Raw genomic sequence first — 14,689 nt, forward strand, 5'->3', positions numbered from 1 at the left:
GTTTTGCTCTGGTATCTGATCCGGCGAGCCGGGCTGCTGCTGCTGTCGCTCGCGGTGGCAAGCGTGCTCATCTTCGCGATGCTGCGCTTGCTGCCCGGCGACGTCGCGGCCACCGTCGCGGGCATTCAGGCGACGCCGGAGCAGATCGCCGCCTTGCGCGCCGATCTCGGCCTGAATCGGTCGCTGCCCGAGCAGTATCTGTCCTGGATCGGCGGTGTCTTCCACGGTGACTTCGGGCACTCCCAGCTCAACGGCACCTCGGTGGGGGCCGAGCTGGGCGAGAAGCTCGCCGTCACCGCCCCGCTGATCATCGGATCGCTGGTGCTCGCCTTGGGACTCGCGGTACCGCTCGGCACCTGGGCCGCGGTCCGGCATCGCACCAAGACCGGTGAGGTGGCGAACGCGCTGTCCCAGCTCGGCACCGCGGTGCCGGGTCTGTGGCTGGCGATGCTGCTGATCCTGGTCTTCGCGGTTGAGCTGCAAGTGCTGCCTGCCCAAGGGTTTCCGGTCGATCGGTGGGCGCAGCCCGGCGACGCGGTGCGCAGTCTGATCCTGCCGTGTGTGACCCTCGGCCTGTCGGAAGGCGCGGTGCTGTTCCGCTTCGCGCGCTCGGCCATCCTGGGGGTGCTGTACTCGGAGTATCTGCGTACCGCGCGCGCCAAGGGCATGACCCGGACGCAGGCGTTGGTGCGGCACGGTTTCCGCAATGCCGCGCCCTCGGTGGTGTCGATCCTCGGGTTGCAGTTCGCGGTTCTGATCGTCGGCGCCGTGGTGATCGAGCGGGTGTTCACGCTGCCGGGTGTGGGCAGCATGCTGCTGTCCGACGTGGCGAACCGGGATCTGGTGAAGGTGCAGGGCGAGGTGCTGTTGATCGTCAGCGCGGTGCTGGTACTCGGCTTCGTCGTCGATATCGTGCACCGGCTCATCGACCCCCGGCTGGAGGCCAGGCTGTGATCCACGCCGTCAACCGGCCCAAATGGGCGCGCAGGCGCCGTGCCCTGCAGGTGATGGGCGCCGCGCTGATCCGAAGGCCCAGTGGGGTTTTCGGTCTGATCATGGTGGGCACGCTGGTGGTCGCCAGCCTGGTCTCGCTGTGGTGGACCCCCTACGATCCGCAAGCGACCAACCCCGGCCGGGCCTGGTTGCTGCCGCTGAGCAACGGCCATCTCCTCGGCACCGACCGGGTCGGGCACGACGTCTTCAGCCAGGTACTCGCCGGCGCGTGGCAGACGCTCGCGGTGGCGCTGGTGGTCGCGGCGATCGCAGGCGTGCTCGGGCTGATCCTGGCGCTGGCCACCCAGCTGACCCCGCACCTGGTCGGCTCGGTGGTGGTGCAGCTGATCGACATCATGATCGCGTTCCCGGCGCTGCTGCTGGCCATGGTGCTCGCGGCGGTCTACGGCGGCTCGATGATGACGGTGGCGGTGGCCATCGGCATCAGCTCGGGCGTCGCGGTGGCCAGGGTCGCGCGGGCCGAGGTAGCCCGGGTGCTGACCAGTGATTTCGTGCTCGCCGCGCGGGCGGCCGGCGCATCGACCGCTCGAATCGTGCGCAAACACCTGCTGCCCGCCATCGCGCCGACCCTGATCGTGCAGCTGTCCTGGGTGATGGCCTTGGCGGTGCTCGCCGAGGCGGCGCTGACCTACCTCGGTTACGGCAGTTCGCCGTCGGCGCCGTCCTGGGGCGGCATCCTGCGCGCGCAGCAGGACTACATCAAGGTGCGGCCGCTGCTGGTGGTGTGGCCTGGCTTGGCGGTGGCGCTCACCGTGCTCGGCTTCAATCTGCTCGGTGACGCCCTGCGCAGCGTCACCGATCCGCGGCTGCGCAAGGGGGTGCCGGTGCGATGACGCTACTGAAGGTGACCGACCTGACGGTCGAGATCGGCGAGCAGGTCCTGCTCGACCAGGTCGACCTGGCCATGGACGCCGGTGCGCGCCTCGGTCTGATCGGCGTCTCCGGATCCGGGAAATCCCTGCTCGCCCTGGCGATCATGGGCCTGCTGCCGGAGGAGGCGCGGGTCCGCGGCAGTATCACCCTCGACGGTGTCGAACTGATCGGCCGCAGCGATCGGCAGCTGTCGAAGGTCCGCGGCAGCCGGATGGCCATGGTGTTCCAGGAACCACTGTCGGCGTTGAATCCACTGATGCGAGTGGGCAGGCAGATCGCCGAACCGCTGCGGCTGCACCAGGGGATGAGCCGGCGACAGGCTCAGGCCGCGGCGACCGAACTGGCGGCTCGGGTGGGCCTGCCGGATCCGGCGCATACCGTGCGCGCCTTTCCCCATCAGCTCTCCGGCGGGCAGCGGCAGCGGGTCGGCATCGCGATGGCGCTCGCCGCCAGGCCCGCGCTGTTGATCGCCGACGAGCCGACCACCGCGCTGGATGTCACGGTGCAGGCCGAAATCCTGGCGCTGCTGCAGGATCTGGTGTCCGAGGAGGGGTCGGCGCTGCTGTTCGTCACGCACGATCTCGCGGTGCTCGCGCAGATGACCCAGCGCGTGGTGGTACTGGGCCAGGGGCGCGTCCTCGAGGACGGCGATCTGGGGGAGATCCTGCGCGGGTCGACCCATCCCTATCTGCAGACGCTGTTGGAGCTGGCGCGGGCCTCCTCGTTTCGCAGGGGCTCCGCCGCTACCCGGCTCGGCGTCGACAGCGGCTCGGCGGAGGTGGTCTCGTGATCCTGCTGGAGGCCGAGGGCTTGAGCCGGTCGTTCCGGTTGCCGCGCACCAGCCTGCTGCACCGCGCACCGCAGCGGCACGCGGTGCGCGAGGTCGACCTGACGCTCGCGGAGGGCAGCCATCTCGGCATCGTCGGCGAATCCGGTTCCGGCAAGTCGACTTTGCTGCGCCTGCTCCTCGCCCTGGACCGACCCGACGCGGGCGTGGTCCGGTATCAGGGCAAGCCGGTGACCGGGCGCGATCTGGCCTGGTTCCGCAGGGAAGTCCAAGTGGTGCTCCAGGATCCGCTGAGCTCGCTGGATCCGCGGATGATCGTCGGCGACTCGATCGCCGAACCCCTGGAATGCCTGCGGATACCGGGAAATCACGACTACCGGGTGGCCGAGCTGCTGGTCGCGGTCGGGCTGGAACCCGATGCGACGGCGCGCTACCCGCACGAATTCTCCGGCGGACAGCGCCAGCGCATCGCGATCGCCCGCGCGCTCGCGCCGAATCCGAAGGTGCTCGTCGGCGACGAACCGTTCTCGGCGCTGGACGCGCCGACCCGCGCCCAGATCATCGAGCTGCTGCGCGATCTGGTGCAGCGATTCGGGCTGTCGCTGATCCTGGTGTCCCATGACGTGGGCGTCGTGCAGCAGTTGTGCGATCAGCTGCTGGTGATGAAGGACGGGGCCATCGTCGAGCGCGGTACCGCCGAGACGGTGCTGGAGCAGCCCAAGCACCCCTACACGCAGGCCCTGCTCGCCGCGGTCCCCATGTTGCCGTTCTGAGTCGAAAACGGCTCTGCGGCAGCGTGATCAGTTGTCCAACGCGGTGACGACGAGGCGTGCGCCGCGCGCGGGAACGTTGGTGATGTTGCGGACGCGGCCGCCCTCGGGAGCGCCGGGCAGCGCGAGCTGGTAGCGCGTCAGCACCGCCCGCAGCACCACGGCACCCTCCATCAGCGAGAAGCCCGCGCCGATGCAGCGGCGGACACCACCGCCGAACGGCAGCCAGGTATTCGGCGCGACCGTGCCTTCGATGAAGCGCTCGGGCCGGAAACGTTCCGGTGCAGGATGATTGGCCGGATTCTGGTGGGCGAGCACGATCGACGTCGACACCCTGGTGCCGCGCGGCAGCGCCACGCCGCCGATCGTCATGTCCTTGGTGAGCTGGCGCTGCACCCGACCGATCACCATCCGGTGGCGCAGCGCCTCTTTCACCACCGCCTCCAGATATTTGTCGTCCCCGTCGCGGGCCGCCTGCCTGGCCCTATCCTGAATCTCGGGGGCCGCGGCCAATTCGTGCAGCGCCCACGACAGCGCCGACGCGGTGGTCTCATGGCCGGCCAGCAGCAGCGTGACCAGCTGGTCGCGCAGCTCCGCGTCGCTGAGCGGTGCCGTACCGGGATCGTCGCCGGAGCCGACGGCCAGCAGCCTGGACAACACATCGGCGTGCTGGTCGATCTCGGGATGGGCCCGGCGGCGGGCGATCTCGGCGTAGAGCAGCTCATCGACCGCGGTGAGTGCGTCGCTCATCCGCCGCCACGGCCCGAAGCGCCGCAGCAACGGCCACTTCCAGCCGAGCAGCACCACCGGGCTCATGTCGGTGATCCGGCGCAGCTGCGGGGTCAGTTCGGCCCGGCGCTGCTCGTCGGCGACGCCGAAGACCACCTGGGTGATCACATCGAGCGTCAAATCCTCCATCCGACCGAGGATGTGTTCGGTGGAGCCCGCGGTCCACCGCTCCACCTGGGTCTTGGTGATGTCCTCGACCAGGGCGCGGTAGCCGTTGAGTGCCGCGCCGGCGAAGGCGGGCATCAGCAGCCTGCGGGCGCGGGCGTGTTCGCTGTCGTCGGTGAGCAGCACCGAGTGCTCACCCATGATCATCGACAGTTCCCGATACGCTTCTCCCGCATGCAGATCGGCCGGACCGGCGGTGAAGATCTCCTTGATGTGATCGGGCCGGGAGAAGACCACGATGCGCTCCGGATACGGCGGCAGCAGCCGCACCGTGAAGACGTCGCCGAAGCGGCGCGCCTGGGCACCGAGGAACTGGGCGTGCCGCTTGGTGTGCAGCACGGTCTGTAGTAGCCGCGGTAACCGTGGGGCCGGTGGGTACGCGCCGGTCATGAGGTGGTCCTTTCCGCCGGGTCGTGCTGGAGCCGCCGCGCCGCCGTCGCGCGCCGCGCGAGGCCCTCGATGACGAGGAAGGCGACCGCACTGAGTGCGGCGGCGGCGATCGGCAGCGCGAAGGGACTGAACAGGGACAGCGTCACGCCACCGGCGATGCTGCCGAGGGTGACGCCCAAATAGGTCGACGAGGAGTTGAGCGCCAGCACCTGGGTCGCCGAATCCGGTGCGGCGTCGAGCAGCATCGTCTGCATGGCGGGTGCGTTCCAGTAGAGCGCCAGCGACCACACGAGGGTCAGCGCCACCAGCACCGGCATCGGGATGGGGGCGAACATCGTCAGGATCGAGAAGACGACCATGGTGCCGAGGAACAGGCCGAACCCGATGCGCAGCGCGGCCGACGCGCCCTTCTTGTCCACGAAGATGCCGCCGACCACCGAGCCGATCAGGCCCGCGATGCCGGCCACCGCGAACAGCAGACCACGTTGGCGCAGTGAGGTATTCGAGAAGTCGGCCGCGAACGGCCCGAAATAGGTGAACATCATCAGCGCGCCGCCGAGCAGGATGGTGTTGCCGAGCAGCACGGTGAGTACCGGCCTGCTGGACAAGGCCGTGAGATGTGTTCGAGCCGAGACCATTTCGCCCGGCGCGCGCAGATACTTGCGGACACCGAACAGCAGCGCCATCGACAGCACGCTCAATCCGGCGAAGACCACGAAGTTGCCGCGCCAGCCGAAAACGCTGGCGACCAGCGTGCCGAAGGGCACCCCGAGCGCGAGTGCGCCGACGATGCCGGAGGACACGATGCCGATGTAGGCGCTGCGCTTCTCCGGCGGCGCCAGCGTCGGCGCGAGGGCGAACATGGCGGGCAGGCAGGCGGCGGCGGCACTGGCGGCCAGCACCCGGAGCACCATCAGCACCCAGAACGTATCGACTATGGCGGACAGCAGATTCGCGAGGGTGAAGACGATCGAGGCGATGACGAAGACGCTGAGCCTGGTGCGGCGGGCCGACGCGAACGCGATCAGCGGCGCGCCGATCACCAGCACCAGCGAGTAGGCCGAAACCAGCTGTCCCGCCGTGGATTCCGAGACGCCGAGGTCGGCGGCCAGTTCGGGGAGCACGCCCGCGATCATGTAATCGTCGGTGTAGAAGACGAATACGGCGAAGGTGATCGCTATCAACCAGAACGGCATCGGGCCTCCAGTGGGACGAGTGGTCATGGAATGAGGTAGTCCACGGCGATCTGCTGCGGGTCGATGCGCAGCGACTGCTGCCTCATTGTCGATCGATCGAAGGTTCCGGTGGCGTAGATCGCCGCCCAGTCCCGGTGATACAGCGGATCGCCGTCCCATGGCCGCCACGCGGTGTGCGGCGTCAGCGTGACGCGGCCCTTGTCGATCCAGGGCCGCAAAACCTCGGCCCGGTCATCGGTCTCGACATCGCTGGTGAGCCGGCCGGTGCCGTCGGCGAGCCAGCGCAGCAGCGCGTCGCCGTCGACCGGGGACGAGCGCGCCGGGTTGATCAGATGTCCGTCGAGGCGCAGCCTGCGCAGCAGCGCGTCGTCGACGAAGTTCACCACCTCCGGTATGCCGGGCAGCGCGATGACCATCAGATGCGCGAATCTGTTCGGTAGATGTTCGAGCGGGGTGGCCGCCACGCTGCCGAACGGATGCGCGGTCCGGCAGCGCGGCCGGACAACGGTCACCCTGGCGCCGAGCCCGGCCAGCGTCTCGGCGATGGTGCGGCCGAACGCGCCGTAGCCGACCACGAGGGCGTTGCGCCGGTGAAAAGGCTTGGGCGCGTCGTCGATCGGGTCCTTGGCGCTGTGCAGGACGTGCTGGGTGATGACGTACTCCGCCAGCGACGGCGCGTACGCCCTGGCGCTTCTGGTCACCAGGTTGTTGCGCGCGAGCGTGGGGATGTGCGGGTAGTTCGGCCCGGACGACACCAGGTGCACCCAGGAACCCCGGGTCATGGCGGAGGTTTCGGCGAGCTCGTCGGCGGTGAGGTCGTGCGCCGCGAGGGCGAGCATCCGGTGCCCGAGCGGGGTGCCCGGCGCCACCGGCTCGACCCGCACCGGGTGGGCCCGCAACGCACCGGCCACGGTGACCGGATCGGTCGAGGTCCCCATGCAGTAGAGCGTCGACGGGTCGACGGTGACGGCGCGCATCAGCTGGTCAACGCCAGCGGAGCCCGGATATGTCCGTGTAGGACAATGGAATCCCGCCAGCGGCAGCCCGGTAGCAGTCTGGCGTTCGGGTAGGCGGACAGGAAGCTGCCGACCGCCACCTGCCCCTGGACCTTCGCCAGCGAGGCCCCGAGGCACCGGTGCACGCCGGTGGAGAAGCTCATGCTCGTCCTGGTGGCGACATTGGCCACGTCGAGCCTGCCCGGGTTCGGGTAGGCGCGGGTGTCGTAGTTGACCGCGCCGACCCAGATCAGCGCCCCGGTGCCGGGAGTGACGACGCGATCGCCGATCTTGGTCTCCACCCGCGCGGTGCGGTGGGTCAGCTGGATGGGGGAGTCGTAGCGCAGCAGCTCCTCGAACCACGGGTCGGTGAGCCGGCCGTCGGCGAGCACGTCGGCGCCGAGGCCGTGTTCCAGCACGGTGACGATGGAGTTCGCAATGAAGCTGACGGTGGTTTCGAAGCCGGCCGCGAAGACGAAGCCAACCAGGGTGAGCATCTCCCCGAAGGTGAGTTCGTCCGCGAGATGCATGCGCACGCAGTCCTTCAGGAAGCCGTCCTGGAGCTGATCGGGATTTTTCGTGCAGTCCGCGACGAAGGCGGTGAACTTGCGCGCCTCGGTCATGCCGCGCCGGTACTCCGGAAAGGTGATGCCGACGTCGAGCAGTTTGGCCCCGTGCCCGCCGAGCGAGTCGAGCATGTCGTCGCCGAGATCGGGGATGCCGAGGAAGTCGGAGATGACGCGGATGGGGATCTTGCGGGCGAAATCGGCGACCAGGTCGATGTGGTCGCGGCCGTCGAGTTCGGCGAGCACCGTCTCGGTGTGCTCGGTGATGACGTCGATCGAGCCGGTCACCGCCCGATGGGTGAACATCGGGAAGACCAGTTTCCGCAACCGGGTGTGCTCGGGCGGATCCATGAAGACCAGGGCGGGGGCGTCGAGGGCGATCGGCACCGAACGCCGGGTCAGCCACCGGTAGAACCCGGCGGTCGGCGGCAGCGCGACGGGCTGGTCGGCGGACCAGTCGTTGCTCCGCAGGATTTCTTCGCTCTCCTCGTAACCGGTCACCACCAGTCCGGCGGCGCTGTCGTGCACGCCCGCGTCCGCGCCGATCTTGGTCAGGATCGCCCGGTAAGGGTCACCCTTCTCCGGTGGCCGGAGAAAGAGCCTGCCGACGTCGTTCTCGTCACCGAGCATCGAGTCGGGCAGCAGCCGCAGCGGACCGTGTAGCAGGAACCAGCGAATCGGATCAGTGACCACCGAGCTCACGGAGGACAACGTCGACACCCCCTTGGCGTTTCATTGCGGCGTAGAAGTTTTCGCGTTCGAAGCGGAACAGCGCGGCCTGCTTGTGCGGTAGATCCACCTCACCGAGTTCGTGACCGTCCACGATCTTGCACACATTCCGGTCCAGCGTGCGGACGAGTTGGTTGGAGGCGGTCGGGTCCGAGATCACGCCGGTGCAGTCCGGATAGGTCTCGAAGACACCGGCGATCAGCGCGACCCAGAACGGCAGGGCGTAGCCGAAATAGTCGGGTTCGCCGATGCAGCCGTGCATGCCCATGTCGCGGTCCGGCGTGTCGTAGTAGTCGGCGACCACGTCGAGCGCGACGCGATACAGCTCGACGTAGCCGCCGCGCTGCCCGTTCTGTCCGACGAGGAAGGGCCGAGTCTTGTTGTCGGAGAACTGGAACTCGATCTCGGCCTGCCAGCCTTCGCGGTCCCAGTCCTTGTGCATCGCGAACTGCACGTGTGGCTGCGCCATCCAGTGCACCACCTGATCGATCTCCGCGGCGGTGGCGGGGGAGACCGGCGTGAGCTCCCACGGCGGCGGGAGCTTCGGCACCCGCCACTGCTGAAAGGCGAAGTCGGTCAGCGGTTTCCCGTAGCGCCGGGACCGATCGATGGGCTGTCGCTTACTCGCCACTCATTGCACCTCGTTCGCGACCGCCAGCAGTTCGAGTGCGGCAAGCACGGCTTCGGTGCGGCCGGTGAGCCGGGCCCGGCCGCCGAGGGTGATCCGATCGAAGGTCGCCTCGACGGCGAGGTGTTCGATGCGATCGGCCCCGGCGACCGGGCGGCCGACGTGCCACAGCCACCCGCCCGAGATTTCGGGATCCACCTTCGGCTCGGACCAGTCGAGCCCGGCCTGGATCCGCAGGTTGAGCAGCTCCAGATCGACGCCGGTGATCACCCTGGATTGGAACGGGACCTCGCCGCCGGACGCGCGCGCACACACCTCGCTGACCACGACGTCGTCGAAAGTGTCACCGCTGGACAGATACTCCACATGGGCGGTGAAGGTCCCGTCGAGGCCGAGGGCCGTGCACGTCCGCACGGCGAGCTCGGCCAGCCGCACCTCCGTTGCCGGGGCGACGCGCGCGGAGCCCGAGGGACCGCCCTTGGTGAGGTCGAGCAGCGAACGGATGTAGAGGCCCGAAAAAAGATGTGTCACAGTGCCGTTCGCGATGAGCACCTCGGAGTGGAACTGCGGGCCTTCGAGCAGCCGTTCGACCGTGCCGTCGCCGAGGGCGGCGGTGTCGACGGTGTCGAACCGTTCGATCCGGATCCCGCGCAGGTTCGCCTCCGCGGCAGGTTTGACGATGACCAGCTCGTCGTCGTCGAATCCGGTGCAGCCGCCTGCCTTTTCGACGTTGCCGCCCGTCACGATCAGTGTCTCCGGGACCGGGATGCCCGCGGCCTCCAACGTCCGGCGCATGACTCCCTTGTGCCGGTAGTTCTCCAGGGAGTCGACGGGAATCGGGGAGCTCAGGCCGAACTCAGCGCACAGCTGCGCGGCCAGACCGAGCAGGTACTCGTCGTTGGTGACGATGGCGGTGGTCCCGGCGGGGATCAGCGACCGCCACTGGTCGATCTCGGCGATGCGCTCCTCGCCGAGCCCTGCCAGCGCCACATCCGCATCGCGGACGAGGGGCACCTCCCCGGTCCGGAGTATCCGCAGGTCGGCGCCGGCCGCCGTGACGGCGGAAACGAATTCGGTCAATCCGACACTGCCGAGCGACTGCTTCGCCTGCAACAACACCACCGTTGCGCGATCACCTGATGACAACACGCCTCCAAGCCTCGAGGTGCTGGTCGACGCGCTGGCAGCCGGTGACGACGGAGTCCGGATCGCGCGCCAGCGATATACGGATCAGATCGGTGCCGAGGTGCGGCTGCGCCCAATAGAACAACTCGCCGGGCAGCACGTGCACGCCGACCTCGCCCAGCTCAGCGTACAACGCCTTGGCCGCGACGCCCTCGGGAAGCCGGAAGGTATCGACCGAGATCCGGGAGTCCGGGTAGGCCGGGGTCAGCTTGATGTTGTTGCGCGCCAGGGTCCGATTGCTCTGGATGCCGTCGCGCAGTAGGTCGTAGCCGCCGTGCACGCCGTCGTCGGCGAACAGTTCGATCACGCGCAGGATGAACGGCGACGCCGAAAGCATGTGATCGGAGTACATCCGGGCCAGGGGGAGCGGATTGCCGACGTTCCAGTTCAGGAAGCCTGCCTTCAATTCCTGTAGGGGCCAGAGCTTTCCGGTGTCCTCGATGATCACCCAGTCGAGGTCGTAGCGCGCGAGCACGGCGTACATGTCGTACTGCGCCCGCAGATCCTGCGCCCGGAAACAGGAGTCGATGACGAGCACGGTGTCGCGCTCGGCGCAGGCCGCGGCGATTCGGTGCAGCCGGTCCGCGTCGATCACGGTGCCGGTCGGGTTGTTCGGCGAGACGGTGAACAGCACCCCGTGGGCCGGCGGCAGGTTCTCCAGTGGCCCGGTGGCCAACTCGGATTCGGCGACCGATCGAATGTTCAACCCGTGGCCGGCCAGCAGGTCGTGCAGATTGTCGAACGTCGGCTCGACCATCACCACCTGCCGGTCGGCGAGGCGGATCGCCTTGCCGATCATGTCGATGGCGGTCGAGGAGGAGTAGCAGCTGCGGAAGTCGACGTCGTCGGCGAGCGCGCCGTGCTGGCCGATCGAGGACAGGAACGCGTTGCGCGAACTCTTCTCCACCACGTCGACCGGCAGCTTGCGGGTTTGCGCGAAGATCTCCGCGAAGCCGGCGACGATCTCGGTTTGACTGGGCGACAGCGACATTCGCGGGTGTCCATCGGAGAGGTTGACACCGTCGACGAGCGCCCTGACTTCCAGGTCGGTGATGTTATCGGGCATGCAGACGACCATCCTGTTGCGTCGTGGTCCGCCGGGCGGCAGCGGCGAGGGTCATGATTTCGAAGATCACCGCGACACCGAGGTGCGCGGTGATATCGGCGGTGTCGTACGGCGGCGAGATCTCGACCAGCGACACGGTGCGGATATTCGGCAGCTCGAGTTCGCGCAGCAGCCGCAGCGCGAAGGCCGAGGAGGGTCCGCCCACCTCCGGCGTTCCGGTACCCGGCGCGCACGAGGGATCGACGAAGTCGATATCGAAGGTCAGCGCGACCGGATTGGCACCGACCTTGTCGCGGACGATCCGGCCGAGTTCCCGGCAGCCGAGCTCGATCGCGTCGTCGCTGTGGATCACGGTGAAGCCGAGCCCGTCGTCGGCCAGGTCTTCGCGGGGCACGCTGCCGCGCATGCCGATCTGGATGCTGGTCGTCGGATCGATCAAACCCTCTTCGGCCGCCCTGCGGTATACGGTGCCGTGAAAGTGCTTGACCCCGAAGTAGTCGTCGAGCACGTCCCGGTGCGCGTCCAGCTGCACGAGCGAGAGCGGCCCGTGTTTCTTTGCGGCCGCGCGCAATTCGGCGATCGCCAGGCTGTGGTCGCCGCCGACGAGGATCGGCAGCGCGCCGATACCGTGCACGGCGTCGACGCTCTTCTCGATCAGCTCGAGCGTGTGCAGGTGGTAGCCGGGCACGATGTGCACGTCGCCGCCGTCGACGACACTGAGCAGATCGGTGATGACCAGCCCGCGTTCCCGGCTGCCGAGCCGGGCGAGCGTGCTCGCCGAGCGAACGGCCTCGGGGCCGAAGCGCGCGCCGCTGCGATAGCCGGTGGCGCCGTCGATCGGCACGCCGAGAATGACGGCGTCGACACCGTCCTGCTCGGTCAGCTCCCGCACCGGTCGGTAGGGGAGCCGGAAGAAGGTCCGCGGTCCCGAACTCAGCCGGCAGACCGCCTGGCTGTCGGTGTAATCAGTCATGCTTGGTTTCCTTGGACCGCAACAGCATTGCGGTCACGATCCCGGTTTCGTCGAGGCCGGGGGTGTCGACATCCGCCACGACCACCTCGAGACCCTCGCTGGCGTACAGGTCCGTCCAGTACTGCTTGGGTGCCAGGCGCTGGTCGGTGAACGGGTGCAGCAGGAAATAGTGGTTGTAATAGTTGGTGCGGTGCGGGTCCTTCATCTTCTCCGCATCGTCCCAGCAGTAATCGATGTCGATGACCAGGAGTTCGAGGCCGGGGTTGTTGTCGAACAGCGTCCGGAGGAACTTGCGCACCCCCGCTTCGCCGTCCTGCCCCAGGATTTCGTGGATGACGAAGCTGATGATGCCGAAGTCGTAGTGCGATTCGGTCTGCTCGAGATGGCCGATCGCGTCCGCGTTGACGATGTCGATCCGGTCGGCGTGCGCGGACCCGGCCACGAACTCTGTCGCGGCCGCAGCGCCCTCGGGGCTCGGCTCGATGCCGGTGAGCCGCATCTGCGGGTACTTGTCGGCCAGGGTGGTCAGGAAGATGCCGCTGCCACACCCGAGATCGATGCCGCTGCGATAGCTCTTGCCGCGCTGGTCGAGTACCCGGTACATGAGCGGAATGGCGTCGTGCACACTGATCGCGCAGCTGCCGACGCCGACCATGCGGCCGTCGCGCGGTACCGCGGCGGGCGAGGTGAAGCCCTGCCCGATCTCCAGGAAGGTGCGGCCGTAGCCGCCGATCATCATCTGGTACCAGCCGCGCGCTTCCCAGATCCGCACGAGCTTGTCGGTGGCCCGGTCGTTGTCGGTGTAGCCCGCCGTGCGCAGGAACAGTTCGATGGCCTCGACGCGCTCGGGTGTGGTGATGACCGACTCCAGCGCCTTGCGGGCCGAAATTCCATTGACCACAATTTGTTCCAGGATGCCGTGCTCGATCAAGTTGTACAGCACTGCCGACTGCACGTATCCGCTGAACGGCTCCAGCGCTTCGATCAGGCGGTTCCGGGTAAGCATGGTGTTCATACCTCTCTTTCGGGACTTTCTCCGCCTGTCAGCCAGCGGCGAGCCGATCCGGATCGCCGACGAAAGCAAGCTCGTATTTGTTCTGCCGATAGCCGTACGCCCCCGAGGAAAGGTTCGTGAACAACGTCCAGTCGGACAGCTGTGGCGCGGCGGGGATCAGGCCGTGCTGGGTGGTTCTGCCTGGTTTGGGGCAGATGAGATCGAGTCCGGCGATCTGCGCGAGCAGGGCCGACGCGCCCTCGATGCGCTCGGTGAAATTACCGATGCCCTGCAGCAGCATGGTGCGGTCGGCGGCCCAGAAGCCGTAGCGTTCGTCGAAGGCCGCCGACTCGAGCGCGGCGGTGAAATCACGCTGGGTGCTCGCGGCGAAACGGCGCAGCTTCGCCAGGATCACGCCGGGTTCTTTGACGGAGGTCTGGCCGCCGTCGAGCACCCGCTCCGCCAGCGTGTGATACATCTCGGCCTTGGCCGCCATCCGCCCGAGCGCCTGGATCCAGGCGGGGTGGGTCATGCCGGTCTTGGCGCGCAACGTATTGCACTGTGCCACCGAACCATCGATGAACACATGGGAGTTGGGCACGAAGGCGTGGTCCAGCTCGATGATCGCGTCTTGTTCGTCGAGCGCGTCGATGGATTCGTCCGCAAGCTCGTGTGCGGCACGGAAACCGGCCCTGGAGTGCACTGTCACGCCGTCGCTTTCCGGTGCGATCGCGACGCACAGTGCCGTGTAGTCCTCGGCCTGGGTGAGCATGCGGTAGGGGTAGATCAGCAGCACGTCGGCGTACAGCGCCAGGGTGGCCAGCTGTTTGAAGCCGCTCAGGTAGATGCCGTCGGCGTCGCGGGCCACCACCTTGAGCAGCCGGTCCTCGGCGATCCGCCCGCGCTCGGAGATGTCGGAGATCGCATGCGTGAGAATCGAATTCTCGGCCCGGCACTGCCGGTGGAACTCGCGTAGCTGCTCGGCGCCGTCGCCGAAGTGGTCCGCGTTGGCGGCCCAGGCGGACACGATGCCTGCCAGGAAGTCGGGGCTGCGCCCGAGCAGACCGCCGCTGTGCGTCGCGAACCGGCGCAACTGCCCGGTGTACTCCAGAAACTGTTCGCGGGTTTCCGGCGGCGTCCAAATGCAGTCCCAGAATAATTTCAATTCGGGATTGGTGCGCAGGCCGTCCAGGGTTTTAGCGAATGGAGTGCTCATCCGGTCCGCGAAAGCGACCGAATGATTATCGGCCGAGCGGCTGATCTGCTGAGTTTCCAATGGACGTCCTTGCCTTAGATCTAATGCACAGCCCCACCGTTCACAAGGCGGACAACCCGTGGCCTGCCCCCGCACTTCAAGATAGTCGACCGGTCGTTGTGTAACCATTTGATGCACCTGTGACGCTTCTCACATCGTACCATTTCATGACTTCTCATCAAATGTGCAACGCCGCGTTCTTATCGGCATTGATCAGGCAATATGTAAACCCCCCGATCGGGGGGTTTCGAATTCGCCGAAAGCCCCCTTTTCGGGGGGTTGCGGATTCTGTGCAGTTGACGAGAATGAAGCCT

14 protein-coding genes are annotated in these 14,689 nt (G+C 67.5%); 4 read left to right on the forward strand and 10 right to left on the reverse strand.

Annotated features, from left to right (window positions below):
- Positions 1-3: 3 nt before the first annotated feature.
- Genes ACIHA7_RS09005 through ACIHA7_RS09020 form a run of 4 tightly spaced genes read left to right on the forward strand, consistent with a single transcriptional unit; the run spans position 4 to position 3,447 of the window.
- Complete coding sequence (locus ACIHA7_RS09005) at positions 4-954, forward strand: ABC transporter permease (RefSeq protein WP_397287270.1); 951 nt, start codon at positions 4-6, stop codon at positions 952-954.
- Positions 951-1,847 carry an ABC transporter permease gene (locus ACIHA7_RS09010; RefSeq protein ID WP_397287272.1) on the forward strand — a complete coding sequence of 299 codons (897 nt, stop codon included), beginning with the start codon at positions 951-953 and terminating at the stop codon, positions 1,845-1,847. Before ACIHA7_RS09005 ends, ACIHA7_RS09010 begins: the two co-directional genes overlap by 4 nt.
- Entirely contained in the window at positions 1,844-2,677 is an 834-nt protein-coding gene (locus tag ACIHA7_RS09015) for an ABC transporter ATP-binding protein (RefSeq protein ID WP_397287274.1), read from the forward strand. Before ACIHA7_RS09010 ends, ACIHA7_RS09015 begins: the two co-directional genes overlap by 4 nt.
- The gene (locus ACIHA7_RS09020) at positions 2,674-3,447 is read left to right on the forward strand and encodes an ATP-binding cassette domain-containing protein (protein ID WP_397287276.1); all 774 of its coding nucleotides are present in this window, start codon (positions 2,674-2,676) and stop codon (positions 3,445-3,447) included. The genes ACIHA7_RS09015 and ACIHA7_RS09020 overlap by 4 nt, the downstream gene beginning before the upstream one ends.
- 27 nt (positions 3,448-3,474) lie before the next feature.
- Here ACIHA7_RS09020 and ACIHA7_RS09025 read toward each other — a convergent pair whose 3' ends face one another.
- From ACIHA7_RS09025 to ACIHA7_RS09070, 10 genes are read right to left on the reverse strand one after another with little or no spacing between them, the layout of a single operon-like run.
- Positions 3,475-4,788: a cytochrome P450 gene (locus ACIHA7_RS09025; RefSeq protein WP_397287278.1), complete on the reverse strand. Its 1,314-nt coding sequence runs from the start codon at positions 4,786-4,788 to the stop codon at positions 3,475-3,477.
- Positions 4,785-5,984: an MFS transporter gene (locus ACIHA7_RS09030; protein ID WP_397287280.1), complete on the reverse strand. Its 1,200-nt coding sequence runs from the start codon at positions 5,982-5,984 to the stop codon at positions 4,785-4,787. The genes ACIHA7_RS09025 and ACIHA7_RS09030 overlap by 4 nt, the downstream gene beginning before the upstream one ends.
- Positions 5,985-6,007: 23 nt before the next feature.
- Positions 6,008-6,922 (reverse strand): NAD(P)-dependent oxidoreductase, encoded by a 915-nt coding sequence (locus tag ACIHA7_RS09035; RefSeq protein WP_397287282.1) that lies wholly within the window; start codon positions 6,920-6,922, stop codon positions 6,008-6,010.
- Between the two features lie 38 nt (positions 6,923-6,960).
- Entirely contained in the window at positions 6,961-8,247 is a 1,287-nt protein-coding gene (locus ACIHA7_RS09040; protein WP_397287284.1) for a cytochrome P450, read from the reverse strand.
- Positions 8,228-8,905, reverse strand: a complete 678-nt coding sequence (locus ACIHA7_RS09045; protein WP_397287286.1) for a GNAT family N-acetyltransferase — start codon at positions 8,903-8,905, stop codon at positions 8,228-8,230. Before ACIHA7_RS09045 ends, ACIHA7_RS09040 begins: the two co-directional genes overlap by 20 nt.
- Positions 8,906-10,051: an acetyl-CoA carboxylase biotin carboxylase subunit family protein gene (locus ACIHA7_RS09050; RefSeq protein ID WP_397287288.1), complete on the reverse strand. Its 1,146-nt coding sequence runs from the start codon at positions 10,049-10,051 to the stop codon at positions 8,906-8,908.
- Positions 10,035-11,153 carry an aminotransferase class I/II-fold pyridoxal phosphate-dependent enzyme gene (locus ACIHA7_RS09055; RefSeq protein ID WP_397287290.1) on the reverse strand — a complete coding sequence of 373 codons (1,119 nt, stop codon included), beginning with the start codon at positions 11,151-11,153 and terminating at the stop codon, positions 10,035-10,037. The genes ACIHA7_RS09050 and ACIHA7_RS09055 overlap by 17 nt, the downstream gene beginning before the upstream one ends.
- Positions 11,143-12,126: an arginase family protein gene (locus ACIHA7_RS09060; protein WP_397287292.1), complete on the reverse strand. Its 984-nt coding sequence runs from the start codon at positions 12,124-12,126 to the stop codon at positions 11,143-11,145. The genes ACIHA7_RS09055 and ACIHA7_RS09060 overlap by 11 nt, the downstream gene beginning before the upstream one ends.
- Positions 12,119-13,141, reverse strand: coding sequence for a methyltransferase (locus ACIHA7_RS09065; protein ID WP_397287294.1), 1,023 nt, complete (start codon positions 13,139-13,141; stop codon positions 12,119-12,121). The genes ACIHA7_RS09060 and ACIHA7_RS09065 overlap by 8 nt, the downstream gene beginning before the upstream one ends.
- A 28-nt stretch (positions 13,142-13,169) precedes the next feature.
- Positions 13,170-14,504, reverse strand: a complete 1,335-nt coding sequence (locus ACIHA7_RS09070) for a 4-hydroxyphenylacetate 3-hydroxylase N-terminal domain-containing protein (RefSeq protein ID WP_397287296.1) — start codon at positions 14,502-14,504, stop codon at positions 13,170-13,172.
- Positions 14,505-14,689: the final 185 nt, after the last annotated feature.

The sequence above is a fragment of the Nocardia sp. NPDC052316 genome (assembly GCF_044547795.1).
Taxonomy (GTDB): Bacteria; Actinomycetota; Actinomycetes; order Mycobacteriales; family Mycobacteriaceae; genus Nocardia.

Coding starts and splice junctions, on each gene's coding strand:
- ACIHA7_RS09060 (WP_397287292.1), bottom strand. CDS start 12,126: ATGACTGATTACACCGACAGCCAGGCGGTCTGCCGGCTGAGTTCGGGA.
- ACIHA7_RS09030 (WP_397287280.1), bottom strand. CDS start 5,984: ATGCCGTTCTGGTTGATAGCGATCACCTTCGCCGTATTCGTCTTCTAC.
- ACIHA7_RS09055 (WP_397287290.1), bottom strand. CDS start 11,153: ATGCCCGATAACATCACCGACCTGGAAGTCAGGGCGCTCGTCGACGGT.
- ACIHA7_RS09035 (WP_397287282.1), bottom strand. CDS start 6,922: ATGGGGACCTCGACCGATCCGGTCACCGTGGCCGGTGCGTTGCGGGCC.
- ACIHA7_RS09025 (WP_397287278.1), bottom strand. CDS start 4,788: ATGACCGGCGCGTACCCACCGGCCCCACGGTTACCGCGGCTACTACAG.
- ACIHA7_RS09065 (WP_397287294.1), bottom strand. CDS start 13,141: ATGAACACCATGCTTACCCGGAACCGCCTGATCGAAGCGCTGGAGCCG.
- ACIHA7_RS09070 (WP_397287296.1), bottom strand. CDS start 14,504: ATGGTTACACAACGACCGGTCGACTATCTTGAAGTGCGGGGGCAGGCC.
- ACIHA7_RS09015 (WP_397287274.1), top strand. CDS start 1,844: ATGACGCTACTGAAGGTGACCGACCTGACGGTCGAGATCGGCGAGCAG.